The 26690-nt window shown below is 40.0% G+C and carries 25 protein-coding genes; 9 read left to right on the top strand and 16 right to left on the bottom strand.

Features of this window, described 5'->3' with window-relative positions:
• Positions 1-12 precede the first annotated feature (12 nt).
• Positions 13-459 carry a hypothetical protein gene (locus ACH3Z1_RS04045; RefSeq protein WP_490820571.1) on the bottom strand — a complete coding sequence of 149 codons (447 nt, stop codon included), beginning with the start codon at positions 457-459 and terminating at the stop codon, positions 13-15.
• A gap of 74 nt (positions 460-533) precedes the next feature.
• On the opposite strand from ACH3Z1_RS04045, the gene ACH3Z1_RS04040 reads away from it, so the two are divergent.
• The 4 genes from ACH3Z1_RS04040 to ACH3Z1_RS04025 all read left to right on the top strand — a co-directional run bounded on the left by ACH3Z1_RS04040 (position 534) and on the right by ACH3Z1_RS04025 (position 5592).
• The gene (locus ACH3Z1_RS04040) at positions 534-2078 is read left to right on the top strand and encodes a glycoside hydrolase family 10-like protein (protein ID WP_490820570.1); all 1545 of its coding nucleotides are present in this window, start codon (positions 534-536) and stop codon (positions 2076-2078) included.
• A gap of 88 nt (positions 2079-2166) precedes the next feature.
• Positions 2167-4194, top strand: coding sequence for a type I pullulanase (pulA, locus tag ACH3Z1_RS04035; protein WP_490820569.1), 2028 nt, complete (start codon positions 2167-2169; stop codon positions 4192-4194).
• Positions 4195-4223: 29 nt separating this feature from the next.
• On the top strand, positions 4224-4448 hold the full coding sequence (locus tag ACH3Z1_RS04030; protein WP_490820568.1) for a hypothetical protein: 225 nt from the start codon (positions 4224-4226) through the stop codon (positions 4446-4448).
• Positions 4449-4557: 109 nt separating this feature from the next.
• Entirely contained in the window at positions 4558-5592 is a 1035-nt protein-coding gene (locus ACH3Z1_RS04025; protein ID WP_490820567.1) for a hypothetical protein, read from the top strand.
• A 7-nt stretch (positions 5593-5599) separates the two neighbouring features.
• On the opposite strand, the gene ACH3Z1_RS04020 is transcribed toward ACH3Z1_RS04025, so the two are convergent.
• The 4 genes from ACH3Z1_RS04020 to ACH3Z1_RS04005 form a co-directional block, all read right to left on the bottom strand.
• Entirely contained in the window at positions 5600-6403 is an 804-nt protein-coding gene (locus ACH3Z1_RS04020) for a LuxR C-terminal-related transcriptional regulator (protein WP_490820566.1), read from the bottom strand.
• A 324-nt stretch (positions 6404-6727) separates the two neighbouring features.
• Positions 6728-7459 carry a peptidylprolyl isomerase gene (locus tag ACH3Z1_RS04015; RefSeq protein ID WP_490820565.1) on the bottom strand — a complete coding sequence of 244 codons (732 nt, stop codon included), beginning with the start codon at positions 7457-7459 and terminating at the stop codon, positions 6728-6730.
• Between the two features lie 27 nt (positions 7460-7486).
• Positions 7487-8140, bottom strand: coding sequence for an HD domain-containing protein (locus ACH3Z1_RS04010; protein ID WP_490820564.1), 654 nt, complete (start codon positions 8138-8140; stop codon positions 7487-7489).
• Entirely contained in the window at positions 8140-8886 is a 747-nt protein-coding gene (locus ACH3Z1_RS04005) for a hypothetical protein (protein WP_490820563.1), read from the bottom strand. Before ACH3Z1_RS04005 ends, ACH3Z1_RS04010 begins: the two co-directional genes overlap by 1 nt.
• A gap of 121 nt (positions 8887-9007) precedes the next feature.
• Here ACH3Z1_RS04005 and ACH3Z1_RS04000 point away from each other — a divergent pair, with 121 nt between their 5' ends.
• Positions 9008-10216 carry a GAF domain-containing sensor histidine kinase gene (locus ACH3Z1_RS04000; protein ID WP_490820562.1) on the top strand — a complete coding sequence of 403 codons (1209 nt, stop codon included), beginning with the start codon at positions 9008-9010 and terminating at the stop codon, positions 10214-10216.
• A 42-nt stretch (positions 10217-10258) separates the two neighbouring features.
• On the opposite strand, the gene ACH3Z1_RS03995 is transcribed toward ACH3Z1_RS04000, so the two are convergent.
• Positions 10259-11050, bottom strand: a complete 792-nt coding sequence (locus ACH3Z1_RS03995; RefSeq protein WP_490820561.1) for a DUF3667 domain-containing protein — start codon at positions 11048-11050, stop codon at positions 10259-10261.
• Positions 11051-11143: 93 nt separating this feature from the next.
• Here ACH3Z1_RS03995 and ACH3Z1_RS03990 point away from each other — a divergent pair, with 93 nt between their 5' ends.
• From ACH3Z1_RS03990 to ACH3Z1_RS03975, 4 genes are all read left to right on the top strand, one after another.
• Entirely contained in the window at positions 11144-11611 is a 468-nt protein-coding gene (locus tag ACH3Z1_RS03990; protein ID WP_490820560.1) for a DUF1569 domain-containing protein, read from the top strand.
• A 61-nt stretch (positions 11612-11672) separates the two neighbouring features.
• Complete coding sequence (paaZ, locus tag ACH3Z1_RS03985; protein WP_490820559.1) at positions 11673-13718, top strand: phenylacetic acid degradation bifunctional protein PaaZ; 2046 nt, start codon at positions 11673-11675, stop codon at positions 13716-13718.
• Between the two features lie 65 nt (positions 13719-13783).
• Entirely contained in the window at positions 13784-14560 is a 777-nt protein-coding gene (locus ACH3Z1_RS03980) for an enoyl-CoA hydratase/isomerase family protein (protein WP_490820558.1), read from the top strand.
• A 5-nt stretch (positions 14561-14565) separates the two neighbouring features.
• A complete protein-coding gene (locus ACH3Z1_RS03975) occupies positions 14566-15204 on the top strand; it encodes a DNA-3-methyladenine glycosylase family protein (protein ID WP_490820557.1) in 639 nt (212 codons plus the stop codon).
• Here ACH3Z1_RS03975 and ACH3Z1_RS03970 read toward each other — a convergent pair.
• From ACH3Z1_RS03970 to lptB, 10 genes are all read right to left on the bottom strand, one after another.
• The gene (locus ACH3Z1_RS03970) at positions 15196-16575 is read right to left on the bottom strand and encodes a TolC family protein (protein WP_490820556.1); all 1380 of its coding nucleotides are present in this window, start codon (positions 16573-16575) and stop codon (positions 15196-15198) included. The two genes, ACH3Z1_RS03975 and ACH3Z1_RS03970, sit on opposite strands and share 9 nt — an antisense overlap.
• Positions 16576-16581: 6 nt before the next feature.
• Positions 16582-17931 carry an HlyD family secretion protein gene (locus tag ACH3Z1_RS03965; RefSeq protein WP_490820555.1) on the bottom strand — a complete coding sequence of 450 codons (1350 nt, stop codon included), beginning with the start codon at positions 17929-17931 and terminating at the stop codon, positions 16582-16584.
• Between the two features lie 4 nt (positions 17932-17935).
• Complete coding sequence (locus tag ACH3Z1_RS03960; RefSeq protein WP_490820554.1) at positions 17936-19642, bottom strand: peptidase domain-containing ABC transporter; 1707 nt, start codon at positions 19640-19642, stop codon at positions 17936-17938.
• A gap of 166 nt (positions 19643-19808) precedes the next feature.
• The gene (locus tag ACH3Z1_RS03955) at positions 19809-20444 is read right to left on the bottom strand and encodes a carbonic anhydrase (RefSeq protein WP_490820553.1); all 636 of its coding nucleotides are present in this window, start codon (positions 20442-20444) and stop codon (positions 19809-19811) included.
• Positions 20441-22006 (bottom strand): SulP family inorganic anion transporter, encoded by a 1566-nt coding sequence (locus ACH3Z1_RS03950; protein WP_490820552.1) that lies wholly within the window; start codon positions 22004-22006, stop codon positions 20441-20443. Before ACH3Z1_RS03950 ends, ACH3Z1_RS03955 begins: the two co-directional genes overlap by 4 nt.
• A 51-nt stretch (positions 22007-22057) precedes the next feature.
• Positions 22058-22351: a hypothetical protein gene (locus ACH3Z1_RS03945; RefSeq protein ID WP_490820551.1), complete on the bottom strand. Its 294-nt coding sequence runs from the start codon at positions 22349-22351 to the stop codon at positions 22058-22060.
• Between the two features lie 198 nt (positions 22352-22549).
• A complete protein-coding gene (gene fabG / locus ACH3Z1_RS03940) occupies positions 22550-23305 on the bottom strand; it encodes a 3-oxoacyl-[acyl-carrier-protein] reductase (RefSeq protein WP_490820550.1) in 756 nt (251 codons plus the stop codon).
• Positions 23306-23307: 2 nt separating this feature from the next.
• The gene (locus ACH3Z1_RS03935; protein WP_490820549.1) at positions 23308-24075 is read right to left on the bottom strand and encodes a DUF3667 domain-containing protein; all 768 of its coding nucleotides are present in this window, start codon (positions 24073-24075) and stop codon (positions 23308-23310) included.
• 94 nt (positions 24076-24169) lie between these two features.
• Positions 24170-25684, bottom strand: a complete 1515-nt coding sequence (locus ACH3Z1_RS03930) for a GH3 auxin-responsive promoter family protein (RefSeq protein WP_490820548.1) — start codon at positions 25682-25684, stop codon at positions 24170-24172.
• Between the two features lie 90 nt (positions 25685-25774).
• Positions 25775-26563, bottom strand: a complete 789-nt coding sequence (gene lptB, locus ACH3Z1_RS03925) for an LPS export ABC transporter ATP-binding protein (RefSeq protein ID WP_490820547.1) — start codon at positions 26561-26563, stop codon at positions 25775-25777.
• Positions 26564-26690: the final 127 nt, after the last annotated feature.

The following is a 26690-nucleotide window of genomic DNA, read 5'->3' as shown; positions in this document are numbered from 1 at the left end:
CATTTGTCACAGCTATTTTTTTTGCAGGATGAGCAACTGATAAAATTTCTCTATTTCTTTCTGTTCAACAGCAGAAAGATTTTTTCGTTGGTCTAACTGTGCTTTGAGGAATAATAGACGTTTATGTTGTGGATATTTTTCAAGTATTTGCTTGATTAATTCATTCCACTTTTCGCCTGATTCCTGTTCCCTGTTTTTTGTTTCTTCTACCGGTGTTTTATCTCGCGTAGGCATTTTTAATACAATGGCTTCCACTCCTGCGATCAGACCAGCCGGAATGTCTTGTGCTTTTTTCGCTTTTAATAATAAACCTTCTAACTGTTTTTTACTCAGGCTGCCGCGCTCTTCATACTGGTGCATCAGGCTCATGACAAACAAAGCATCTTTATTATGCTGGTAACAGGCTTCCAGCAATTTATCGATCACATCTATCTTTTTTTTCTTCCCGGTTAAAGCCATGCAGTAAAAATATAAGTGTGAAAGGTAGAAAAACTATAGTATTCCAGTAGCTTTAATGCCAATAAATCAATCCTATGTTTCGCAAATGCTTTTTGTTATGTGTGCTATCCACTCTTTTTCTGTATTGTAATCCATCCAAAAAAGCACAGACTTCTTCTGCTTCGTTACCGGAAAAAATTGTCAGTGCCGATCGTGAATTCAGGGCAGCATGGATTGCTACAGTAGCCAATATCAACTGGCCAAGTAAGCCAGGACTAACTGTTGAACAACAAAAACAGGAAGCCATTGAGCAGCTTGACTTTCTGAAAGCACATCATTTTAATGCAGTCATCTTCCAGGTGCGCCCACAGGCCGATGCTTTGTATGAAAGCGCATTAGAGCCCTGGTCCTATTATCTCACCGGTAAACAGGGAAAAGCACCCGAACCCTTTTACGATCCACTGAATTTCTGGGTCGAAGCGGCACATGATCGTGGAATGGAATTACATGTATGGTTAAATCCATACCGGGCACATCATAAAGATGGAAAAGAGATCAGCGAACAATCTATCGTAACGAAACATCCCGAACTGGTGATGAAATTAAAAGAAGGATACTGGTGGATGGATCCTGCAAGAAAAGAGACACAGGACCATACATCAGCAGTGGTAATGGATATTGTTAAGCGTTATGATATTGATGGTGTTCATTTCGATGACTATTTTTATCCATATCCATCCTACAATGGAACCGATGATTTTCCGGATGATGAAAGCTGGAAAATGTACCAGCAATCGGGCGGTAAACTTTCGCGTGGCGACTGGAGAAGAAATGCCGTGAATACCTTGATTGAAAGACTATACAAAGAAATTAAAACGGAGAAGAAACATGTAAAATTCGGGCTGAGTCCATTTGGTATCTGGCGCCCGGGTTATCCTGCATCCATTGAAGGATTCGATCAGTATGATCAGTTATATGCAGATGCAAAATTATGGCTGAATAAAGGATGGATTGATTATTTCGCTCCACAGTTATACTGGCCCATCAACCGTATGCCCCAGAGTTATCCTGTTTTATTGGGCTGGTGGCAACAGGAGAATACCATGCAGCGCCATCTATGGCCGGGTATCAGTGTTGGTAGAGATACCAGTGCAAAAAACGTGAATGAAATCATGAGCCAGATTATGATTTCACGTGGCATGTTACCGGAAAGCATGGGTGTATTACATTGGAATATTTTCTCTGTTTCTAAAAATCCACCCATGGCAAAAGCATTGATAGAAGGGCCATATAAAAAACAGGCATTGGTGCCCAGGAGTCCATGGTTAGGTACAAAAGCGCCTGCCAAACCGGAGATAACTGTTGTAACCGAAAACGGTAAAGTAAAAATCAGCTGGAAACATGAAGAGGCAACTACTGTATTCAGGTGGGTGGTTTATTACCAGTATGGAAGCCAGAAACGGTATCAGATATTGAACAGGAACGACAGAATGATTGAATTGGAACAAACCATTACTGCTGCGAATAAAGAAAAAATAAACCTGTCTGCAGTGGCTGTAACGGCTATAGATAGATTGGGTAATGAAAGTGAAAAAAATGAAACGATGAGTTCAAACGGACTCATATGGACCACATATTAATTGGCTTAACCCAGCCCGGGATTTAAATCCCGGGCTGGGTTAAGGTTGGGTCAAAAATGAATTGTATATTAATAGCTAAAACCTGCTCATGAAGCGCCTTGTAATTTTTTGCTTCGTCATGATATTCGTCAAACAACATACAGAAGCACAAAACCGTTATGATCAATACCCTGTTTACAAAGGCAATGATCTGGGATTAACCTATACCAGTCAGTCATCTGTATTCCGTATCTGGAGCCCGCCTGCCGAAGAGGTTGAGTTAAGATTGTACAAAGAAGGTACAGGAGGAGCGATATACCGTACAATGCCCATGCAGAAAGCCGAATCGGGTACATGGGTGGCAAGGGTACAGGAAAACCTCAAAGGATATTTTTATACCCTCCGTACAAAAATCAATGGCAAGTGGAACAATGAAGTAACAGATCCTTATGCCCGGGCAGTTGGCATCAACGGGCTGCGGGCGATGGTGGTTGATTTAAAAGAAACCAATCCTGATGGTTGGACAAAAGACAGAAGCCCCGGTTTTTCTGATAAAAATTTACCAACGGATGCTGTTATTTATGAACTGCATATTCGTGATGCAACCATACATGCTTCTTCAGGTGTACAACAGAAAGGAAAATTTTTAGGGCTGGCCGAAACAGGTACAAAAAATGCCGCCGGTCTGTCGACCGGTCTTGACCATATAAAAGAACTGGGTGTAACACATGTTCACCTCCTGCCTTTCTATGATTATAATTCAGTGGATGAAACAAAAACGGGTCAGTATAACTGGGGGTATGATCCTGTTCATTACAATGTACCGGAGGGTTCATACAGTACCAACGCCGCAGATGGACAGGTGCGTATACGTGAGTTGAAAACAATGATACAGGCTTTCCATAAAAAAGGTCTGAGGGTGGTGATGGATGTCGTATATAACCATACAGCGCTTACGGAAACATCCAACTTCAATCAACTCGTACCCGGTTATTATTACCGGCAGAAAGCCGATGGCAGTTTTTCGGATGCCACCGCCTGCGGTAATGAAACAGCCAGTGAAAGAGAGATGTTTCGCAAGTTTATGCTGGAAAGTGTGCTGTACTGGGTTAAAGAATACCATATAGATGGTTTTCGTTTTGACCTGATGGGCGTGCATGATATTAAAACCATGAACCTTATTTCCGATACACTGCATAAAATAAAACCTGATATATTGTTATATGGTGAAGGATGGACCGCAGGTGCTTCTCCTTATCCGGAAGAACAAAGAGCTGTAAAGAAGAATGCTCATTTATTAAAAGGTATTGCGGTATTCAGCGATGATATACGTGATGGGATTAAAGGAAGTGTATTTGATATCAAAGACAGGGGCTTCGCAACCGGAAAAACAAGTAATACTGAATCGGTAAAATTTGGTATTGTGGCATCGGGTAAACATGTGCAGATAGATATGAGTAAAGTGAATTACTCCAAAGAGCCTTATACCTCCGGGCCCGATAATGTAATTACCTATGCTGAGTGTCATGATAATAATATTCTCTGGGATAAAATTGCACTCTCGGTTCCTGAAGCACCGGAAGCAGACAGAAAGAAAATGCATGAGCTTGCATTAACGATTGTACTTACTTCACAAGGCATTCCTTTCTTACATGCGGGTTCAGAATTTCTCCGTTCCAAGTTTGGGGAGGAAAATTCTTATAATAAGGGAGATAGTGTAAATGCGATTCGATGGGATTTGAAAACACAGCACCTGGATTTGAATAAAAAAATAACCGCTCTTATTCAAATGCGAAAAGAACATCAATCTTTTCGGTTGACAAGTAATAAGCGCATCAATAATAACCTCAGGTTTATCGACTCTAAAGTAGAAGGAGTAATTATGTATAAGCTGGATATGACCTATTTAGTAGAAATAGGAAAGGAAAAATGGCTTAGCGCCTTAATTATATTCAATGGTACTGGGCAAGAAAAAGTGGTTGAAATACCAGGCGTCTGGCAGTTAGTGAATATGGGTAAAGCACAAAGCCAAACAATGGTATGTAAAAAAATGATGATTGGTCCTTTCGAATCACAAATACTTGCAGAACCATTTCCAATCCCTCCTTTTTTTAAGAACTGCCTTAATTTCAGATAACCCTATATTTGCACAAAATCAATACTGGTATGACCATTGAAAGTTTTAAAGAACTGGCCCACGAAAAGAAACTCTTAGAGCTGAAACACAACGGCGAACTACTGGGTCCATATGAGCGCAGAAGCGAAAACGGCGACAGCAAAACGCCCGGTGATATCTTTGCACTGTATGAGTTTTGGGTGTTTTTGAGTGAAGATGAGAAGATGATCATCCCCACCCGCAGAAACCCGCTGTACAAAGAAGAGGAAGAATAATCATTAACAGGTTTTCTTTATAGATAGCCACAGGCGTATCGGATGAACGGGATATTTCCCATTGTAATCTTTTACGACTGTGGCTATATTTATGCAGTAAACCCAACACATGCCCTACCAACTACCTGCAGCCATTGTAAAAAAACAATTGCACTACGATCTTATCGGGAAAGATTCTCAGAGAGGTATTACCCTCAGTTATGGCTGGCTCGCTAACCAGTGCGGCCACTGTATGCTGGGCTTTGTTCCCACCCACATGCTCTATCTTCTTTTATCAAGAGTGTTTCATGTGAGAGGAGCATCGTGGAAAGCCGCTTTGTATATCGCATTGTTCTGGACTCTTTTTGAAATTTACAATGTGGTGAAACCCATCAGCCAACAAAAAAAAGAAGGCGCTTTATTTGAACCCGACTGGAAAAATATTATTCATGATACCGCCACCGATCTTGGTTTCTTTGCCACCGGCGCATTACTGGCAGGTATATTTTTAGGATTTAACTGGTACCTGCTGGCAGGTCTTTTAATAGTTGGATTCGTACTGGTAACTCCATCTAAACACTGGTACCATACCAAAATATTTCAACAGGCGGCTGAGTTTCCATTTCAGTTCAGGCTGAGTCAATGGAAATGGAATATGCTTGAGGCCGACAGAAAAGTCGTGTTACAGTTTTTAACCCAACCAAAAGCAGGATATCATTTATTAATATCCGGGGCGTACAAAACCGGTAAAACATCATTGGCAGTTGCTCTAGCCAATGAATGGTCTATTCAACACAGAACCGCTAAATATGCAACCGCTATGAAGCTATTTAGCTGGATGGTAGAATCCGACGGGTGGAAGCCAACCGTGCCATCTAATCTCTGGAGCTGGCGTCAGGCAGATTGCCTGGTGATAGATGATCTTAATACAGGCTTACCACATTCGGGAGAACTGATTTCTCCTGCCGTATTTCTAAAGCACATGAACGAAGGAAATTATGCGTTGCAAAATCTGGAGGCACTGCAGCAATTAAATACCATCTGGGTGCTGGGTGATATTGCAGCTGTTTCTGCACAATCCCTGCAAAACAGTTGGCAACAGATGTTATCTGGTATGGGTATTCCTTCCGACAGGATACTGCATATTAATCTTGGTTCAGCCTGAACCATTTTCAGGGAAGGATATGATTATCGTAGGCAAAGCTTACCAGGTGGGTAAGGCTCTTAACATCAAAGCGTTTGTATAAAGGAATAATTCTTTTTTCTATAGCCGATTGTGAAACATTGAAACTACTGGCTATCTCTTTAAATGAAAAACCTTTGGCTACCAATGCCAGTGCTTCTTTTTCTTTGTTGGAAATGGCATACTGGTAAAATAAAGTTTTATTCAGCTCTTCTTCAAAACCAGATTTCTCAGGTCCAAAAGCAGCATAGCGCATTACTTTACCAAACGTAAGACTTCTGTTTACCTGGAAGCGACCAATGATGGATAATACTTTTCCGTCTGCATGCTCAAAAACACCTACCCTTGCCACAATAGGTACTTCGGTTCCGTTTTTATGCATTTTCTTCGACTCGATCATGAAACTGTATTTATCGAGATCGGTGGTTGTTTTATGAATAAACATGAGTGCCTTATCATTAACCTCATGCACAAAAGGGGCATATGCAGGGGCGGTCATGTTTACAATTTTCAGCATGGTTATTTCATCATCCTTATAACCCAATACTTCTTCCCAGCCATGGGCATAAATCATTCTGCCTTTTGCAAAGGAGTAGATATAAATTCCTTCTTCCGGAAATTTCGGGATGGTTTCATTAAAATGTTTCACTTCCTCTGCAGAAAGATCAGCAGGGATATCTGTGATGAAACTTTTCGAGTAACTGCCTAATCCTGTGGGTGCTGTCTGGTTCATATCATTATCTAAAGCGATCCTTTCCGGCACCTGCGTCTTTTCACAGTTGACTTGTTTCACAAGCCAGTGTAATTTTGGTTTTAGAAAGGAGGGGTTATTAAACTTCGTCCGTTTAACAGTTTAAAATTAGTAATCATATGCTAATACACCAAGAAACTGTGATTCCTCCTATCTCTTTGATAATCAGGCATTAGCCTTTATCGAATAAACCTATCAGGACTGTTACTGATCACGTCGGGGGGTGTGATACGGTAACAGCCCTTGGGTTGAGCAAGCAATCATTCATCCTATGTAAACCTTTCCCCCATCTGAAAGGGTGGGCAAAGACCCGGATAAGCCTATCCGGGTCTTATTTTTTGGAGTCGTTCAGTAAGCAGGATACTATTATTTGCGTTTTGGTTTGTTCAATAAAAACATACGCATACGTATATCCGTTAAAGGTCTGTCGCTTTTGGTCGGAGTAACTGCAATGGAATCGAGCACTTCAAAGCCCTGTAATAATTCACCAAAAACAGTGTAACCACCGTCGAGATGGGGTGTGCCACCAACAGTGGTGTACAATGTTTTCTGTTCTTCGGTTAATACCAGTTTCCGCGCAATGATGCTGCTGTCTAATTCGCTTTTACGCCACGCTGGTCTTTGTACAATATAGAACTGGCAATTACTGCTCGCTTTTTCAGGATTATCTGTACGGGCTGCAGCCAATGCACCACGTTGGTGATAAATTTTTTGATCGGTTCTAAATTCTGCAGGGATACGATCACCTGGCGCGGCACCACCACCAATACGTTTATCTGCAGTTGCATATTTACTTTCAGGATCGCCACCCTGAATCATAAAGCGATTGATGACACGGTGAAACAATAAACTGTCATAAAAACCAGCACTTACTTTTGAAAGGAAATTATCGCGGTGTAAAGGTGTCTGGTTGTATAACTTAACTACCATATTACCCTTGTTGGTCATAATCAGTACATGGGCTTCGCTTTTTGATACATTCGCCCATTTCTTATGCTCTCTGATGGCTTTTTTTTCTGCTGTATCCAGCTTCCTGAAATATTTGCTTCCGGCGCAGGAGCTGATGAGTATCGCAAAAACCAGTAATAATTTATTCATATTATATGCTTGATGTGTACATGTTTATTATAGTTCACCGTTCCATTCCCCATAAAACTGACGAAGATAGTCTTCCATAAACTGGTGTCTTTGTAAAGCCAGCTTTTTACCAGTTGCAGTATTCATCCTGTCTTTCAGCAATAAAAGTTTTTCATAGAAATGGTTGATGGTTGGGGCCTGGCTATTTTTATATTCTTCTTTGGTCATCTGCAAGTTAGGCTGAATAGCAGGATCATATATTTCCCTGTTTTTAAAACCTCCATAATGAAAAGCCCTTGCCACACCAATGGCACCAATGGCATCGAGCCGGTCAGCATCCTGCACCACGGCTAATTCCGGTGAATGAAATGGTTTCTCATGATTACCACCTTTAAACGATATATGCGCCACTATATTTACTACATGTTCTGTAGTAGTTGTATCTACGGGAAGTGTCGATAAAAAATTTCTTGCTGTAACAGGACCAATATTCTCATCGCCACCATGAAATTTTGAATCGGCAATATCGTGTAATAAAGCAGCCAGCTCTGCTATCAGTATATCTACCTGCTCAGTTGCTGCGATCAGTTTTGTATTTCTCCATACACGTTCAATGTGAAACCAATTGTGTCCAGATTCACTTCCTTTCAAAGATTGCTTAACATAATCAACGGTACTGTTGATGATTTCCTGATTCGTCATTATTGCTGCGGTTCTAATTGTTCTCTTTTGGTCCAGCATTCATCCATGGGTCCGCCGGTTGATTTTTGTCCCTTATGTCTCCAGTCGCCGTTTACAAAGGAATAGTCAAAGCTTAAAGTCTTTCCTACACTTTCAGCGGTTTTGGTAAAGAAATGAATCGTTTCCGTGTATTTACCATTTTCTGTCGTATAAGTACCGCCGCCGGTATCAATAAACTGTTTGGTTACCACATTATAGGCAATCCACTGAAAATGTTTACCAGACAACACTTTCATGGTTCTGCGAGGAAAAAAAGGGTTTCTTCTTTTTGAAACCTGGTCGTTATTATAACTACCTGTAATGATCCATGCGCCAGCCAATGCTCCGGGCGTACCGTCATCAAGACGATCTAATTTTTTGGGTAGTCCGCTGATGCTTAACTGTTTTTTTGCAATCGTAATATCTGCTACCCAGTCTGTTCCAACTTTGGTACTATCGTTACTATTCCATTCTGTTTTTAATACCAGTTTATTATCTTTTACAGTCCAGCTTCCTCCGTGAGAAGAAATAAACTTTTTCTCACTGATATTATAAGTGGCCGATGAAAAAATATGTGCCGAAATGATGATTACAGTCTGTTCTTTACCCGAAGTATATTGCCAGGCTCCCTGTATTTCTTTCTGAATATCTTTTTTTATGGTAAAAGAAAGAAGCAAGAGGGATAAAACCAAAGCTAGGCTGCAATAGCCGGAAATATATTTCTTCATATAAAAGGCTTTTTATAAATATAAGCAGCAAATTTGAAAGATAATCCCTATTGCTATCTACTGAAAAGAATACAGGGAGATTTATACTATTCAATTAACTTTATTTAATTATTTATACGATATGACAATAACAGCTCCTATACCCGAAAATGAGATCCAGCGAGTGATTGAGCTGTCTGAGTTCGATCTGGATTATTCTTCCCTTGATGATCAGTTTAAAGAATTAACCAAACTGGCCGCAAAAATTGCGGGTACAGATATATCACTGGTCAACCTGATTGATTCATTCACCCAGTGGTCTGTAAGCAATCATGGATTAGATATTCAGCAAATGCCAAGGCAGGATTCTGTTTGTCAATACACAATTGTAACAGAAAACTTTTTTGAAGTAAAAGATCTTTCAGCAGATGACAGGTTCAAAGACAAGTTCTATGTAAAGGGAGATCCTAACCTGAGATATTATTTTGGCGTACCATTACAAACAAACAATGGAATTCAGTTAGGTGCTTTATGTGTGCTTGATACAGTCGGCAAAGAGATCAGTCCGGAAAAAGTAGAAATGCTTAAAATTATTGCCGACGAAATTGTGAACCGGCTAATGGTATTACGCGTAATTAACAGCCTTCAAAACCGGGTAAAAGAAGCGAAAGATACACAGAAAAAAGTTGCACATGATATTCGTGGGCCATTATCTGGTATTATAGGATTGGCGCAGATCATCAGTGAGCAGGGTAATGAAAATAAACTAGATGAAGTACTGCAGCTTGTTTCGATGATACATAAAGGAGGACATTCTTTACTTGAACTGGCAGATGAAATATTAAGTGCTGAAAAGAAAAAGGATGAGTCGGTTAATATTGGTTCAAATGAATATAACCTGCAGACATTTAAAGAAAAACTGGAAAAATTGTTTAAACCGCAGGCCATCAATAAAAAAATTACCCTTGCTGTAGTAGCAGATACCAAAACTGATGATATCCCTTTCTCAAAAAATAAATTATTGCAGGTAGCGGGAAACCTTATTTCAAATGCCATTAAGTTTACGCCTGTTAATGGCCGTGTAGAAGTGGATCTGTCTATACAAATAACAAAAGTGAAACACCTGATTATAAGAGTTCGCGATACGGGTACTGGGATGAACGCAGAAACAGTACAGGATTTTCAGCAGGGAGAAATTTCGTCTTCAGATGGTACCAGTGGTGAGAAAGGGTATGGATTTGGGCTGAAACTTGTAAAACACCTGGTTCAGAAACTGAATGGAAGTATCCGCGTTGAATCTGAGCCTGGTAATGGAACATTATTCGAGATAAAGCTGCCAATACCTCACTAATATTTATTACCGACTCATGTTTTTCACAATCCCTGTTCTCAATCAGGTTGAGAGATAAATAAACATAATTGACGATATCAGTAACCACCAGGCAATCACACTAATGATAGCAAGCCCGAAAGCCTTTACTTTTCCGGTCGTATTGAATTTTCCCATGAACCGGTAGTAAAAAATGGCTCGATAGATGATTTCGAAAACTGCAAACACATATATGGGCCATCTGGCGATGGAGTCAACATGCAGTAATGATAGTAATGGTGTCCATAGTAAACAGCGTACAAGATTGGTAAAGCCGATAAGGTATAAATTGGCAACCAGGTGTTCGGTAAAATTGTAGGCCCCCCGCAAAAGTATCAGCCAGATGATCAGACTAATATAGGGTGCCGCAAACATGGCTACAAAATTGGAATACTTTTTAAAAAAGCGACCCACATTTGCCTGCTTAACTGTTACGGAATAATCGGAAGCTGACTCTTTCGAAGTCTTATTCTTTTGGTATGTATTAATGCTGTTTTGTTTGGATGCTCTGGCAGAATTGTTGGGAATGACAGATCCCATAAAAACATATAAGGCAGCAACGATGAGAAAGAAATTCAGTGGGGGAAAATACTTTTTTCTTTTACCGCTAACAAATTCTCTGGCAACAGTACCGGTTTCTGTCGCCAATGCTTTCAGCAGTTGAAAAATACCCTTATCTGCGTGTGTAAAATAATGAACAACATCATGCCATATATCGTGCAGATTAAGCCGATGCAGTGCAGTTTTTTGTCCGCAATTCGAACAGAAATTTTGCCTTTCATGCAAGGGCTGGTTACAGTTTAAACAGTTGTTCATGATAGTTACGAATATAATTAAGAAAGGCTGTTTTTCTATACTTTAGGCTGAATTAATAGAACAGTAATTCACATATCTTTCAAAAAAAATATCATGGATCAGGTAAAAGTAGATTTTATACAAAAAGGTTTCCTGTCTTTGCTGGCCGGCTTAACACCCGATACTGCAGCATTATGGGGTAAAATGAATGTTCAGCAAATGGTAGAACATGTTCGAGGCTTCTTTTTAGTATCAACCGGAGACATGCATTTTCCTTTGGTTACACCTGAAGAACACTTACCCAAATTCAAAGAATTTTTACTGAGCGATAAACAGTTTCGGGAAAATACCAAAGCGCCGGTTTTACCGGAGGAACCTTTACCTGCTACTGAACCTGATTTGGCATCGGCTATACAGCAGCTTGAAAAAACAATAGGAGATTTCTTTACTTATTTTAATGCCGATTCAGACAAAAAAACAATGCATCCTGTTTTCGGATGGCTCAATTTTGAGGAATGGATTCTGTTGCATTATAAGCATGTAACCCATCATGGCCGTCAGTTTGGGCTTTTACCACGTTGATTTGTTTTCATTGCTTTAAATAAAGCTATCAATCGTTAGCTTTGTCGCCTAAACGATTGGTATGTCAAAACTGGAAAATTATATTTTAGGAAAATGGATAACAGGTGATGGTGAAGGCCAGCCCTTGTTTAATGCGGTAACAGGTGAACAAATTGCAACTGCATCAACAAAGGGAATTGATTTTAAAGCATTGGTGGATTATGCCAGAGCAACCGGAAACCCGGCACTCAGGAAAATGACTTTTCATGAACGTGGATTGATGCTGAGAAGTCTTGCTCTTCATTTGAGAAATCACCTGGATCGTTTCTACCAGGTAAGTTACCAGACAGGCGCCACCAAAGCAGATAGCTGGGTTGATATTGAAGGAGGTATTGGTAATTTATTTTCCTATGCTTCACTACGAAGAAAATTTCCGGATGAAGCATATTGTCTCGATGGCGAACAACATATTTTAGGTAAAGCCAGCACTTTTATGGGTCATCATTTATTGGTACCCAAAGAAGGTGTAGCCATACATATCAACGCCTTTAATTTCCCTGTATGGGGCATGCTGGAAAAAATTGCGGTGAATCTTCTGGCAGGGGTTCCTGCCATTGTTAAACCGGCAACAGTTACTTCTTATCTTACAGAAGCGGTAGTAAAAGAAATTATTGCTTCAGGTATTCTCCCCCAAGGGGCATTACAACTCATTTGTGGAAGCGCAGGCGATCTATTGCAGCATGTAACAGAACAGGATGTGGTTACTTTTACGGGTTCTGCTACTACCGGGTTAATGTTGAAATCAACTCCGTCTATTTTAAGTAATAGTGTTCCTTTCACCATGGAAGCTGATTCATTGAATTGTATTGTCTTAGGTGATGATGTAACCCCCGACATGCCCGAATGGGATATTTTTCTGAAAGAGGTGAGAAAGGAAATGACCACCAAATGCGGTCAAAAATGTACCGCCATCAGAAGAATTTTTGTTCCCGAAAATAAACTGGAAGATATACAGATAGCATTGGGCAAAGCCCTTTCACAAACAACCATTGGTAACCCATTGAATGAAAAGGTAAGAATGGGTTCCTTGGCAGGTTCATCACAAAGAGAAGAAGTAAAAGCACAGGTACAGAAATTACTGGCTTCCTCACAAATTATTTATGGTTCTCTTGACAGTGTAGAACTGATTGATGCAGATGCTACCAGAGGAGCATTTATCAGCCCCATTTTACTACTGAATGAGAATCCTTTTCAAACCAAAGAAGTACATGAAGTAGAAGCGTTTGGACCCGTATCAACATTAATGCCTTACAAGCATATCGATGATGCTATTGCACTGGCAAAAATGGGTAAGGGTTCATTGGTAAGTTCTGTGGTTACGGCAAACAGGAAAATCGCCAAACAATATGTGTTGGGTGCCGGCCCTTATCATGGAAGAATATTGGTATTAAACCAGGAATGTGCCAAAGAAAGTACAGGGCATGGATCTCCGTTGCCATTGCTTGTACATGGCGGACCCGGAAGAGCCGGTGGTGGGGAAGAAATGGGTGGCCTTCGTGGTGTGAAACATTATATGCAACGCGTGGCCATACAAGGCTCACCGGAAATGATCACAGCTATCAGCAATGTATACCAGGCAGGCGCAAAAGGTAATACCGGCGGAATACATCCATTCAAAAAATATTTTGATGAATTACAGATTGGAGACCAGTTGTTAACCGATAAAAGACTGATTACAGCAGAAGATATAGACAGGTTTGCTGACCTCAGCGGCGATCATTTCTATGCCCACCTACGTGACACCGATTTTTCAGGTACTATGTTTGAAAAACAGGTAGCACACGGCTATCTTATCATGAGTATTGCTGCTGGATTGTTTGTAAGCAGTTACGAAAAAAATCCTGTCTTACTGAATTATGGCATTGATGAACTCCGGTTTACCAAACCCGTTTACCCTGGTGCTGAAGTACAGGTGAGATTTACCTGTAAAGAAAAAATTAGACAGGAGAAAAAAGAATCAACCGATATTGATAAAGGCATTGTAAAATGGCTGGTTGAGATTATGGATGAAACAGGTGAGATTACAGGGGTAGCAACCATTTTAACAATGGTGGAAAGAAAAGGATAAAAAAGATTGATTAACTTTAAAAGACGCCTGGCATATTTTATTTTTATCACGAGAACAGAAAGATTATGATTGAAGAAATTAAAGAAGGGTATGTAAAAGTGGAGAGAGAGCATGGTATTGCAACGATTGAATTTTATCATCCACAACGTAATTCGCTGCCCGGACAGATACTTGATGCACTGGCAAAAGATATTCATAGTGAAGGTCTTAATGCAGCAACAAAAGTGATTGTATTGAGATCAGCCGGAGAGAAAGTATTTTGTTCAGGTGCTTCTTTTGATGAACTGGCGTCTATTACTGATGAAGTACAAGGTTCTAAATTTTTTAATGGTTTTGCACAGGTCATCAATGCCATGCGAACAGCTCCCCAACTCATTGTTGCCCGTATTCAGGGTAAATGTGTAGGTGGTGGTGTTGGAATTGCTGCTGCAGCAGATTATGCCATTGCTGCAGAAGGAGCTGATGTTAAACTGAGCGAACTTGCCGTAGGTATAGGTCCCTTTGTAGTAGGCCCTGCAGTGGAAAGAAAAATAGGTATATCAGCGTTCTCACAACTGGCGATCGATGCATCTATGTGGCGCCCGGCTGACTGGGCCCGACGTAAAGGACTTTTTGCTGAACTGCATGCAGACGTGGCCGGTATGGATGATTCAATTAATCGTCTCACGACTACGTTATCGCAATCAAGTACAGATGCCATGCGTGAAATGAAAAAAATATTATGGGCAGGTACTGAACACTGGGATGAATTGTTGAAAGAACGGGCCAAAATAAGTGGCAGACTGATACTTAGTGATTATAGTAAAAAAGCCATTGCCCGTTTCAAGGAAAAACAGTCATGACCGTAATGGAAAGATTCAGCGACGAAAATTTTATTTCTCTTTGTCATGAACTGGCCGTTATTGATAAAAGTTTTCAGCAAATCATCGATGAGTATGGTTATGCTCCATGCTGGAGCCGCAAACCAATATTTTCTACACTCATTCATATCATACTGGAACAGCAGGTATCACTGGCTTCAGCAAAAGCGGCTTATGATAAGTTGCAGTCATATATCGGTGCCATCAATCCTGAAAACATATTGCGTTTGTCTGACGAAGAAATGAAAGCCTGTTATTTCAGCCGGCAAAAAACAAGCTATGCTCGCTCTTTGTCTGAAGCGGTGTTAAATGGTAGTCTTGATCTGAAAAATCTGGTACATAAGGATGATGATACCATTCGTTCAACACTTACTAAAATAAAGGGTATTGGTAACTGGACCGTTGATGTTTTTTTGATGATGTGTTTACACAGTGCCGATATTTTTCCTCTGGGAGATATCGCGCTGGTAAACAGCCTCAAACACATAAAACAATTACCCCCGCATACAACAAAAGAGGAGCTATTGGCAGTTTCGGAAACATGGAAACCTTATAGAACTATCGCCGCCTATTTGTTATGGCATGCTTATATATGCAGGAAAGGCATTGTATTTCAATCAGCGTAACAAACCCGCAGACCAGTCAACAGCATATCTTGATTTCAGGTATTTGATGCGGAGACTGATTAACTTTTCGGCGTTTTCAATGACTTTATTTTCTCTTGTATTGATGAGAAAAAGCGAGCTTTCGCCATTTCTGAATTTAAGGTATTCTGCTGTTAGGATGGACTGAAAATTCTTTAAAGCCTGTTCACTAATGGCCAATTGCTTTTGTAACTGTTGTGTTTCGTTCAGGTATGACCTGAGTTTGTTTTCTGTCTCTCTTCGTTTTAAAGAAAACTCATAATTGGTTTCTTTGATTTTAAGAACCGATTTTTTGTATTCACCCCTGCCCTCTCTGATAAACAAAGGTAACTTGATATCAATACCCCATGCATAGTTATTCTGTAATAAAGCACTATTCCATCCTTTAAAAACGTTGTAACCCCTGTTCAGTAGATTTGCTTTTAAATCGATGGTGGGTAAAATATTCTGTTGCTTCAGTTTTCTGTCGATTTCAAGTGCATTTAATTTATAATCGTAGATACGCAATTGAGGATTAGTTGTTAAAGCCAGCTGTATGATGGCAGATTCGTCGGGAAGTGAAACAAATCGCATAAAACCTGAAGTATCTGGAAGGTATTGTGGCGGAAGAAGAAAAGCACTATCGCTTTCATTCCATACATAATTTGATAATTCAAGTGTGCTGTTGGTGAACCGGAGCAAAGCTTCATTCTGGAGTAGCTGAAATTGCTGTACCTGTGTAAGTGCTTCAATAGTATCAACGGAAGCCCTTTCGCCATTGTCAAAGCCAATTTTTATCAGTCTGAAACGATCCTGCGCAATGTTTACAAATCTTGAATAGATACTGAATAGCTGATAACTGCCCGCCCATTGCCAGTAAACTCCATACGCATCGAATAATAAATTATTGAGGGCATTTAATTGCTCCTGTTCACTTTGTTCACGTAATATACGGGCTTGTTTTAATGTGGCTCTTCTTTTGTCGAGGAGCAAACCTTTGGCTACAGGCAATGTTACGCCCAGATAACTGGTTTGTCCTGTAGTTGTTTCTGAACTTAAAAACTGACCGCCGTTATTTTCAATACCCGCTTTAATATCCGCACCCATCCAGGTAGGTATCTTTACTTCCGGGTTTGTATAGTAGTAATAATTTTTTCCGTCAAAAGTTTTTCTGCTGGCATCCATACCAATCATCGGATCAAAACCGCCTTTTGCGCTCAATACATCAGCATCTGCTTTTTGTACATTTATCTGAGCCTGTTTTGCGATTGGGTGGTTGCTGCGAACCATCTTTATAAACTCATCTATATACAACACCTGTGAAGAGCCATAAAAAGTCAACAGTAAACCAATAAGCGTGTACATTAATTTCATGCTCCGTTATTTTCCTTTATCGTATGCTGTATTAACTGGTTGATAATATTCTGGTGGGAAACCATTTATATTTCGCCATAATTCATAACCTACAGTAACATCTTTTAGTAAGGCGATTCCATTCGCGCCGCCGCCTATACGCAATTGTTTGGGCCATGGTTTTTGTGAAGGGTCTTCTGTTACCAATACCCTGAACCTGCCATTGATACTCACTGAGTTTTCAATAGCAGAAACGATGCCTCCAAAAGTACCATAGGAGCTGGACGGCCACCCACTAAACACAATGGCCGGAAAACCATCGAATACAAAACGAATTTTTTGTCCCCTTGACAGTAGTGGCATGTCCATTGGGGATACAAACATCTCCACTGCATATTGAATTTTGTCGGGAACAACCTCGACAATCATGTCTCCTTCTTTCAATATTTCTCCGATACCTGCTTTACGTGCTTTTGTAATCTGACCGCTTTGCGGTGCAGTTACATAGTACAGCTTATTACGCAAGTCATAATTGGCATAAGCATTTTTTAATTTGGCTACTTCTGCATCAGTACTTGATTTATCTGAAATGGCACTGTATTGCTCGCCTTTTGCTTTGGCAATTTTATCGGCATACTCCTGAATCACTGCATTTTTTTCAATGCGAAGTGCTGTTAGTTCCTGTTTACTTTGCAGCAGTTTATTTTCGCTACCAATACGCTTGGCAGTTGCATTCTGGAAATTGATTTTTCTTCTTTCATAATCAACCAGTGCAATTACACCGCTGTCAAGCATTGCTTTTGCCGCATCAATTTGTCTCTTGGCGACATTTAATTCATTGACTACGGCATTCAAATCCATGCTGTCGCTTTCCACTTTTAATTGCTGTTGCCTCAGCTTGATGTCGATCTGGGAGAGTTTTAATATTCTGCCTTCTTCCAATGCAGTTACCTGCTGTGTAGCTGTTAGTGCTTTATTTTCATAGCCTGTTGAAGCATTTTCTTTGGCGGTAATCTGTGTACCCGTTCTTTCAAGTAAGGCAGGATCAAAATACTCTACTTTTACTTCCCCCAATTGTAAAATGGTATCTCCTTTTTGTACAAAATCACCTTCTTTCACCCACCATTTTTCTACTCTTCCTCCAATAATAGAATTCAATTGCTGAGGGCGTTGCTCCTGCCTTAAAGTAGTGATCAAGCCTTTGGCACGTATGTTTTGTGTCCAGGGTAGAAACAACAATAAAATAATCAATAACAAAGATCCCCAAAGCCAGTTTTTTACCCTGCTTCTTCTCGTAATGTGGTATATATGCTGAAATGATGGAATGGCAGGATTATTTAATTCCTCTTCCGGTTCACAGGTAAGGTATTTATTCATATAATCATGCATTAAATTGTTTAGATATGGTTCCCCAGCTATCAAAAGCAGCTACTTCTCCTTCTACGAGATATAGCACTTTATCGCATAGTGTTGCCACTTCCTGATCATTGGAAGTGATGATAACAGTTGAATCTTTATCCTTTTTTAGGAAATCGAGAACCATCATTTTAAAACCTCTTTCGATTCCATTGAAAGGTTCTTCGAGTAGCACTAGTTGCCGCTTACCCAACAATGCTCTTGCCAGAAGAATACCCTGTCGTGTTTTCATCGGGAGTCTTTTACCTGTTGGATCAAGTTGTGTATCGAGTCCCTGTGGTAACGATTCAAGAAAATCATTCAAACCACATTTTTCTATCATATCGGTAATATCGACCAGACGAATGTCTTTGTTGCCCATGGTAATGTTTTCCCACAAGGTTCCCTGGAAGATATCCTGCCGGCTTAATAGTATGCCGGTGGAGGCTCTAAGACTACTTAAGCTATAGTTTCCGATGGGAATATTATTGACCAGTATATTGCCGTTGAAATTTTTAAAAGCACCTGTCAGTAATCTCAAAAAAGTAGATTTGCCGGATCCTGAAGTACCCATTATGCATATTTTTTCTCCTGAAGTAATGGAACAATTAATTGCATTGAGTACTTTATGCTGATCGGGATAACTAAAACTCAGGTCTGTGAAACGTATGGCGAGGCCCCCACTGTGTTGATCGATCAATTCAGTTCCTCCGCTTTCTATTTCACTACCTACTATTTTATCGAGTTTCTCGATGGATGTGAGGGAGTCGTAAACTTTATCGAGATTGATGATCAATTTCTCAACAGAATTCATCACCGTAAGTATCACAATCTCTGCAGCGATAAACTGTCCAATGTTAATCTGCTGATCTGTAAGCAGGAGTACACCAACAATAAGCATGGCAGCAGTAATAATTACTTTAAATGTTACCATGCTCCAGAATTGGGCAAGAAGTATTTTAAAATATCTGGTTCTTGAGAAAAGGTAACTACTCACCAGCAGGTCCGTTTTTTCAATATTCAGAGAAGTTCCCCTGGAATATTTAAACGATTTAATAGATCTTGAAATTTCTTCCAGCCATGATGCGGTTTTGTATTTATACTCACTGGCATCCATACTGGCCGCAAAACCATTGGGGACTGTATTCCTGAGAATAATATATAATAACAGTACGAGCAGGGCGCCAAAACCTATAAATACAGGATGGTAGAATGACAAGAGTATCATACCAAATAGTATCTGGATAATAGCTGAAGGAACATCAAGCAGAATTTTTTCGATACCTTTTTGTAATGAAACAGTATCAAAAAAGCGGTTTACCAGTTCAGGCAGGTATTGCTGATCTAATTTTTCGATATTAAGTTTTGGGATACGGTCAGCAAATTCTAGCGCATAACGTGTGTAGATTTTCTGCTTTATTTTTTCGATGATCTGCATTTGCCGAACCTGTAGCAAACCATAAATAAACACACCGATTACGACAAGAACAATTAACACTATGATAGAGGTAGAGATAGAGCCTGCCATTACAAAACTGATAATAGTTTGTATACCCAGCGGGAGTGATAACTGTACAAGTCCTGCCAGAATTGAAAATGCGTAAATGGCAGAAACATCTTTCCTGTCCAGTTTGAGTAAAGCAAAAAATTTCCTGGCCGCACCCGAAGGTGAACCGATTGCCTGTTGAGCCATAGTATTAGATTGTCAAAGAAAGTTATTGTTACTTCAAGATCTGAACAACATCTATCAGGATGAATTGTTCTTCCAAGCAGTTCATTTAGCTTTTTTTAATTCGGTTTTATGAACTGTAGTAAAAATGGTCTGCGAAGAGTAGTATCTCTACGCAGACCATGTATGTTTATAAATCGTCGTATTCGTATAAACTATCAATATTGGTATTGGCCGGCATTTCAAAAACAGGTTTAATTAAACCATCTTTTAAGCCGTAAACCCAACCGTGTAAATGCGGACGCTGTTCGTTTTTCCAGGCTCGCTGTATAATGGAGGTTTTGGCAAGATGCATTACCTGCTCCTGTACATTCAGTTCCACCAGCCTGTCAAACTTTTGCTGTTCATCATTGATTGTATTTAATTCGTCACGATGGATACGGTAAACATCTTTAATATTCCGTAACCACATATTGAGTACCTGTTTAAAGTCGTGGTTGGTCATAGCTGCTTTTACACCTCCGCAACCATAATGTCCACAAACAATAACATGTTTTACTTTAAGATGCGTTACTGCATAGTCTAACACACTCAACAGGTTTACATCTGTATGTACTACCATATTGGCAATATTGCGGTGAACAAAAATTTCACCAGGCTGTGTATTGGTAATCTCATTGGCAGGTACACGACTGTCGCTACAACCGATCCATAGAAAATCGGGTCGCTGAATATCTGCAAGTCTTGAAAAATATTCCGGATCTGCTTTTACTTTTTCACCGGCCCATGCTTTATTCTCTAATAATAATTTCTCGTAAATTTTCATTTTTCTGAAGTTTGAGGAGTGATAAATAAATTATGCATCGATTTACTCTGACTGGTTTTTATTTCTACTTTTATTTTTTTCAGGTGTGCGTGACAAAGGAAGTTGTTAACTTCTTCAATTACATCTTTATCAATAAAATCTGCACGGGTTGCATCAATGATAACAAAAGAATTGGCAGGAACGTCCTCCAGCTTCTTTTTAACAATAGGTTTGTTGAGAAAAGAAACATCTTTTCTAAAACGGATCAGGTAATTTTTTTCATCATTTACTACCATTACGGCCGATCTGAAGTTGCTGCGGATCAGGTAAAACAATCCTACGCCAATACCAATCATAATACCTACGAGCAGATCGGTAAGGAGAATAGCTACTATGGTTGCCACAAAAGGAACAAACTGATCCCAGCCTTTGCGATAGAACTCTTTAAACAGGGTAACTTTTGCCAGTTTATATCCTGTAAAAATCAATACAGCAGCCAGAGAGCTTAATGGAATTTTATTAAGAATGGTTGGTATAAACATTACACAAAGCATCAACATGGTACCATGAAAAATGGTTGACATTTTTGATTTGGCACCGGAAGAAATATTGGCAGAAGTTCTTACTACAACAGATGTAAGTGGCAAACCTCCGATAAGACCAGATACCATATTGCCTACACCCTGTGCTTTTAATTCCCGATTGGTAGGAGTTACTCTTTTTAATGGATCTAATTTATCGGCTGCTTCAATGGCCAATAATGTTTCCAGGCTGGCTACAATAGCAATCGTGATACCAGAAACCCATACATCAGGGTTTTTCAGGAAAGCAATATCGGGAAAGGTTAAGAATGAAACAAAGGAACTCACATCTGTAGCTACCGGTAAGGTAACCAGGTGTTTGGCATCCAATACATAAGCTGGTTGCGACACTTTAAAATATTCATTCAATAAGGTTCCGATTAAAACCACTACTAAAGGTCCGGGAACAAGTTTCAGTGATTTTTTTGATTTGATGAATTTGCTTTCCCATACCATTAATAAAACCAATGAAACTGAACCAATGATTAATGCGGTAGGTGTAATATATTTTACAGCACTAAACATAGCGGTAAAAGTATTCTCGTGGTCTGGTTGAATAAAAGACTCATCACCCTCAAAGTCGGCATCATATCCTACCAGGTGAGGAAACTGTTTCATGATCAGTATCAGGCCAATAGCGGCCAGCATTCCTTTGATAACGGAGTTGGGAACATAATCACCAATCACACCTGCTTTTATGAAACCAAAAACTACCTGGAACAAACCTGCAAGTACAACTGCTAACAGAAATGCTTCATATACCTGGAGTTTGGTAATAGCAGTGGCAACAATTACAGTAAGACCTGCTGCAGGTCCACTGACGCTTAATTGAGATCCACTCAATGCCCCAATTACAATTCCTCCCACTACACCGGCAATAATACCAGAAAAAAGTGGTGCTCCGGATCCGAGGGCAATACCCAGACAAAGAGGTAATGCTACCAGGAGGACAACAATAGACGCAGATACATCGGCACCTGCATGTTTTAAATATTTATTCATGCATTAGTTTATAATAATAAAGATAGAGAAGCTTACTAGTCGGTAAAACGATTAGCAGTTGGGTGGGGGCACATGAATTTCCGTTGTATGGTTCTGCGGAATTACATCGGCAGTAACTGGACGGATGAGACCGATACAGTCTTTCAGGTGAGAGATGGAGAGTTCTGGTGTAGAAATAAAATCACTTTTAGATTCAGATTGTTGTGGCTCTCCTGAGTGGTCGAGATTATGGGGAATTTCTTCTGTAAACTGGTTGGTGTACAGAAGCTTACCCATTTGTTGAATGGGAAGAATCTGGATGGCCATCACCAAGATCAGAAAAATATTGATAATACGTTTACCCATAATGAGTTGCAAATGTAACCGCCCACAAAACAACATGCAAGCGTAAACATTTGTTTAACAAAAAAATAAGTTGCCGTTAGTATTGTAAACAACTGAAAATTAGGTGATTACAATCTTTTAAAAGAAAAAATCGGTGAAATATCTGGCACAATAGGGGAAGGTGGCCATTGAAAAGTGCTTCAATGGCCACTAAAAATCTTAAATGTTCAGGCCACCACAGGCACTTAATACCTGACCGGTGATATAAGAACTCATATCACTGGCCAGAAATAAGGTGGTATTGGCTATTTCTTCAGCCTTACCAAAACGGCCTAAGGGTATTTTTTTGAGAAATTCGGTAGCAGCATCTCCATCCTGTAAATAATGTGTCATATCGGTTTCAATAAAACCGGGAGCAATGGCATTGCACCTGATATTACGGCTACCCAACTCATGGGCTACTGATTTGGTAAAACCAATAATACCAGCTTTACTGGCCGCATAACTACTCTGGCCTGCGTTCCCTCTTACTCCAATAATAGAACTCATATTGATGATACTGCCCGATTTAGCTTTCATCATCGGACGAATAACCTGTTTGGTCATATTGAAGACGCTTTTCAGGTTTATGTCCATTACATCATCCCACTGTTCGGGGGTCATGCGGAGTAATAGGTTGTCTTTAGAAATGCCTGCATTGTTAACACACACATCAATGGCGCCAAACTCTTTGAGTACATCGTTTACAAAACTTTCACTTTCTGCAAAATTACCCGCATTGCTTTTCCAGGCTTTTGCATTTACGCCCAAAGCTTTTAATTGTGTTTCAAGAGCAGCGGCTTTTTCTGCACTGCTGTCACTTACATAAGTAAATGCAATATGACTGCCTTGCTCGGCAAGTTTTAATGCGATGGCAGCACCAATTCCTCTGGCCGCACCGGTTACAATCGATACTTTTCCTTCAAGTAGTTTCATAGTTAATGTAGTTGATAGAATACGGCTACAAATAAAGTGAATTTATACAAGATGTACACTATAAGGCTATGTAAGTAGATGAAAATGCCGGCTGCGAGTACCCTGTAAATAAACCCGAAATGATAAAACCGTTTAAATGCAAACGCCGCGAATATAGCAGTAATAGATAGTCCTGTGAAAGTATATACATCATCGCTTAACCATGATCGATCAATATGTAATATTTTACTTGCTACATGAATAATTGTAATTAATAAAGGCATCAGGAAGAAATTGCTCATTAGAAAGAAACTGTTAATCTCAGCCGATAATACCATCTGGTCAAAGAAAAACTTCCGTCTGAAAAAACTAAGCATCCATAGCACCAGTGCACAGCAGGGAATTATGAGCAATAAAAGCAGCTTTGAAAGCTTTTCACTTTTGGCTTGAAATTGCTGTTTTACTGTTATTAAACTTTGGTCGGGATGTGTTTTGAGAAATGTTTTCACCTTATTGCTGGCAAAAACACCGTATTCATCACTGTTCATATGATTCTCAAGCGGCATGTTCAATCCGGAAGCAAGCGGAAATAAAAGATAGAGTACTACCAGCAGCAGGAATAATGAAAGCGGCTTAAAATATTTTTTCCTGACACCATCACAGTAATCTTTCGATACCTGGCCGGGTTTACTGAATATGGTTTTAAGTGTGGTAAATAAGCTACCCTCGAAATGGGTAATAAAATGAAATGCCTCCTCAAATAAATGAGTAATTCTGCGATCGTTTTCCAAGTATACTTTTTCTCCGCACTGGTTGCAATACTTTCCTGTAAAACCATTCCCGCAGTTTTTACAAATTATTGTACCATTTGCCATAGAGGAAATATTATTGAAACGACATCATGTTTTTAATATCATCAATGTATTTTCTGTCGTTACTTAAACGTGGTACTTTGTGTTGTCCGCCCAATTTTCCTTTACTCTTTAACCACTGGTTGAATAATCCTTTTGGTACTGCATGAACCTGTGGAAGGGTTAATGCCATATCCTTGTAACGTTTGGCTTCGTAATCGCTATTTAATGACTTGAGTGCACAATCCAGTTCATAGGCAAATGCATCGGTTGATGTGGGGTTGTCCTCAAACTCAATCAGCCATTCATGTGCCCCCTTGCTGTGGTCGCCAAAATAAACGGGAGCTGCGGTATAGTCTTTTACTGCCAATCCTGTTTTTTCTGCAGCAATGGTAATCGCTTTATCTGCATTATCGGCAATCACTTCTTCTCCAAAAGCATTGATGTATTGCTTCAACCTGCCACTTACTTTTATTCTGAATGGTTTAAGCGAAGTAAACTGGATAGTATCTCCTACCAGATACCGCCACAAACCTCCATTGGTACTGATCACCAGTGCATAATTTTTTCCCAACTCTACTTTATCCAGACCAATGGTATGTGGTTCTTTTTTCCCATATTCTTCCACAGGCATGAATTCGTAAAAAATACCATGGCTTAAAAAAAGCAACATGCCTTCTTCAGTGGGGTCATCCTGTGCAGCAAAAAAACCTTCACTTGCATTGTACATTTCAAGATAAGTACAGCCGTTTCCAATCAGCTTTCTGAATTGCTCGCGGTATGGGGTGAATGATACACCGCCATGTATGTACAATTCAAGATCGGGCCACACTTCTTTCAGTGTTTGTTTACCCGTTATTTCAAGTATACGTTTAATTAAAACAAGCGTCCAGGTTGGAACACCGGAAATCGAAGTAACTGTTTCCGGAATGGTAGATTCGGCCAGTCTTTCAATTTTCTGCTCCCACTCATCCATCAGCGCTATTGAAAGCTCGGGTGTTCTGATCCAGTTAGCCCAGATAGGTGTGTTTTGCAGAAGCACAGCACTGAGGTCACCATAATTTACCTCCTCATTTACTTTGCTGATCTGGTGACTTCCTCCTATAACCAACCCTTTACCGGTAAGTAAGTGGCTTTCATTGTGGTAATTATAATAAAGCGTGAGTACGTCTTTGGCGCCCTGGTAATGACAATCTTCCAGGCTTTCCTGAGTAATAGGAATGAATTTGCTTTTGTCGCTGGTCGTGCCACTGCTTTTAGCAAACCAGTTTACAGGTGTGTTCCATAACAGATTCTGCTCACCCTGCATCAGTCTTTCTATATAGGGTTTTAAATCATCATATTCATGAATCGGAACAGCGGCCTTGAACTTCCGGATATTAAAAAGTGAAGTAAAGCCGTATTTACGGCCAAATTCTGTGTACTGACCATGGGTTACCAGATCCTGCAACACTTCTCTTTGCGCAGCGATGGGGTCATTCATCCATTGCTCGATGCGCCAATGCCTGAAACGGGCCAAACGTGATATAGCGGGACTGAGCAGCTTCATGGTTGATAACAGCAAAATAACGAATCGGACTGATAAATACTAATCTGCGAATGGGGTGGCTACAATTATTCCTGAATAAGTAAGCAGCCGTTATTCATGTAGTGAAGAAGGGGCTGTTTGTGTTTTGCCCATTTCAATGATCCAGTCTTTTCTTCTCAGTTCAAAATTGGTACCGAGGTATAAACGTCTTACCTGTTCATCATCTGCCAATTCTTCAGCAGTGCCATGTTTAAAGATTTTTCCTTCGATGAGGAGGTAGGCACGATCGCAGATAGAGAGGGTTTCATTTACGTTATGGTCGGTGATAAGAATACCGATATTTTTATATTTTAACCTGGCAACCACTCCCTGAATATCTTCAACTGCAATAGGATCCACACCGGCAAAGGGTTCATCGAGCAAAATGAATTTAGGGTCAACAGCCAATGCACGGGCAATTTCTGTTCTTCTTCTTTCACCGCCACTTAAACTATCGCCATTGTTTTTGCGAACATGGTGCAGGTTAAATTCATCAAGCAACTGGTTCAGTTTATAGATCCTTTCTTTTTTAGTGAGGGTTGTCATTTCCAGTATCGCCAGTATATTATCTTCCACGCTTAATGTTCTGAATACACTGGCTTCCTGAGGCAGGTAACCAATACCCATCTGCGCACGCTTATACATGGGAAGTTTAGTGATGTCGGTGTCATTGAGAAATACCGTTCCTTCATCGGGTTTAATCAGACCAACCACCATGTAGAAAGTGGTGGTTTTACCGGCACCGTTTGGCCCGAGTAAACCAACAATTTCCCCCTGTCTAACATCAATACTTACCTGTTGTACAACGGTTCTCCCCTTGTAGCTCTTGACCAGTTGCTGTGTATGTATGGTTAGGCTCAAAATCTTTGTTTCAACAAAAATAGGGCTTCTCATTTGCAGAAATGCACCCGGCACCCGGATTAACAGATGTTTTTATAAAGCAACGAAGACTGTATATTGCAGCCATTTAGAACCCGCAAGCAAGCTG

The organism is Sediminibacterium sp. FW305-C-49 (genome assembly GCF_058231085.1).
The sequence above is the reverse complement of the archived record's forward strand: the minus strand, read 5'-3'. Positions and strand labels throughout refer to the sequence as shown.

Coding starts and splice junctions, on each gene's coding strand:
- ACH3Z1_RS04045 (WP_490820571.1), bottom strand. CDS start 459: ATGGCTTTAACCGGGAAGAAAAAAAAGATAGATGTGATCGATAAATTG.
- ACH3Z1_RS04040 (WP_490820570.1), top strand. CDS start 534: ATGTTTCGCAAATGCTTTTTGTTATGTGTGCTATCCACTCTTTTTCTG.
- pulA (WP_490820569.1), top strand. CDS start 2,167: ATGAAGCGCCTTGTAATTTTTTGCTTCGTCATGATATTCGTCAAACAA.
- ACH3Z1_RS04030 (WP_490820568.1), top strand. CDS start 4,224: ATGACCATTGAAAGTTTTAAAGAACTGGCCCACGAAAAGAAACTCTTA.
- ACH3Z1_RS04025 (WP_490820567.1), top strand. CDS start 4,558: ATGCCCTACCAACTACCTGCAGCCATTGTAAAAAAACAATTGCACTAC.
- ACH3Z1_RS04015 (WP_490820565.1), bottom strand. CDS start 7,459: ATGAATAAATTATTACTGGTTTTTGCGATACTCATCAGCTCCTGCGCC.
- ACH3Z1_RS04010 (WP_490820564.1), bottom strand. CDS start 8,140: ATGACGAATCAGGAAATCATCAACAGTACCGTTGATTATGTTAAGCAA.
- ACH3Z1_RS04005 (WP_490820563.1), bottom strand. CDS start 8,886: ATGAAGAAATATATTTCCGGCTATTGCAGCCTAGCTTTGGTTTTATCC.
- ACH3Z1_RS04000 (WP_490820562.1), top strand. CDS start 9,008: ATGACAATAACAGCTCCTATACCCGAAAATGAGATCCAGCGAGTGATT.
- ACH3Z1_RS03995 (WP_490820561.1), bottom strand. CDS start 11,050: ATGAACAACTGTTTAAACTGTAACCAGCCCTTGCATGAAAGGCAAAAT.
- ACH3Z1_RS03990 (WP_490820560.1), top strand. CDS start 11,144: ATGGATCAGGTAAAAGTAGATTTTATACAAAAAGGTTTCCTGTCTTTG.
- paaZ (WP_490820559.1), top strand. CDS start 11,673: ATGTCAAAACTGGAAAATTATATTTTAGGAAAATGGATAACAGGTGAT.
- ACH3Z1_RS03980 (WP_490820558.1), top strand. CDS start 13,784: ATGATTGAAGAAATTAAAGAAGGGTATGTAAAAGTGGAGAGAGAGCAT.
- ACH3Z1_RS03975 (WP_490820557.1), top strand. CDS start 14,566: ATGGAAAGATTCAGCGACGAAAATTTTATTTCTCTTTGTCATGAACTG.
- ACH3Z1_RS03970 (WP_490820556.1), bottom strand. CDS start 16,575: ATGAAATTAATGTACACGCTTATTGGTTTACTGTTGACTTTTTATGGC.
- ACH3Z1_RS03965 (WP_490820555.1), bottom strand. CDS start 17,931: ATGAATAAATACCTTACCTGTGAACCGGAAGAGGAATTAAATAATCCT.
- ACH3Z1_RS03960 (WP_490820554.1), bottom strand. CDS start 19,642: ATGGCTCAACAGGCAATCGGTTCACCTTCGGGTGCGGCCAGGAAATTT.
- ACH3Z1_RS03955 (WP_490820553.1), bottom strand. CDS start 20,444: ATGAAAATTTACGAGAAATTATTATTAGAGAATAAAGCATGGGCCGGT.
- ACH3Z1_RS03950 (WP_490820552.1), bottom strand. CDS start 22,006: ATGAATAAATATTTAAAACATGCAGGTGCCGATGTATCTGCGTCTATT.
- ACH3Z1_RS03945 (WP_490820551.1), bottom strand. CDS start 22,351: ATGGGTAAACGTATTATCAATATTTTTCTGATCTTGGTGATGGCCATC.
- fabG (WP_490820550.1), bottom strand. CDS start 23,305: ATGAAACTACTTGAAGGAAAAGTATCGATTGTAACCGGTGCGGCCAGA.
- ACH3Z1_RS03930 (WP_490820548.1), bottom strand. CDS start 25,684: ATGAAGCTGCTCAGTCCCGCTATATCACGTTTGGCCCGTTTCAGGCAT.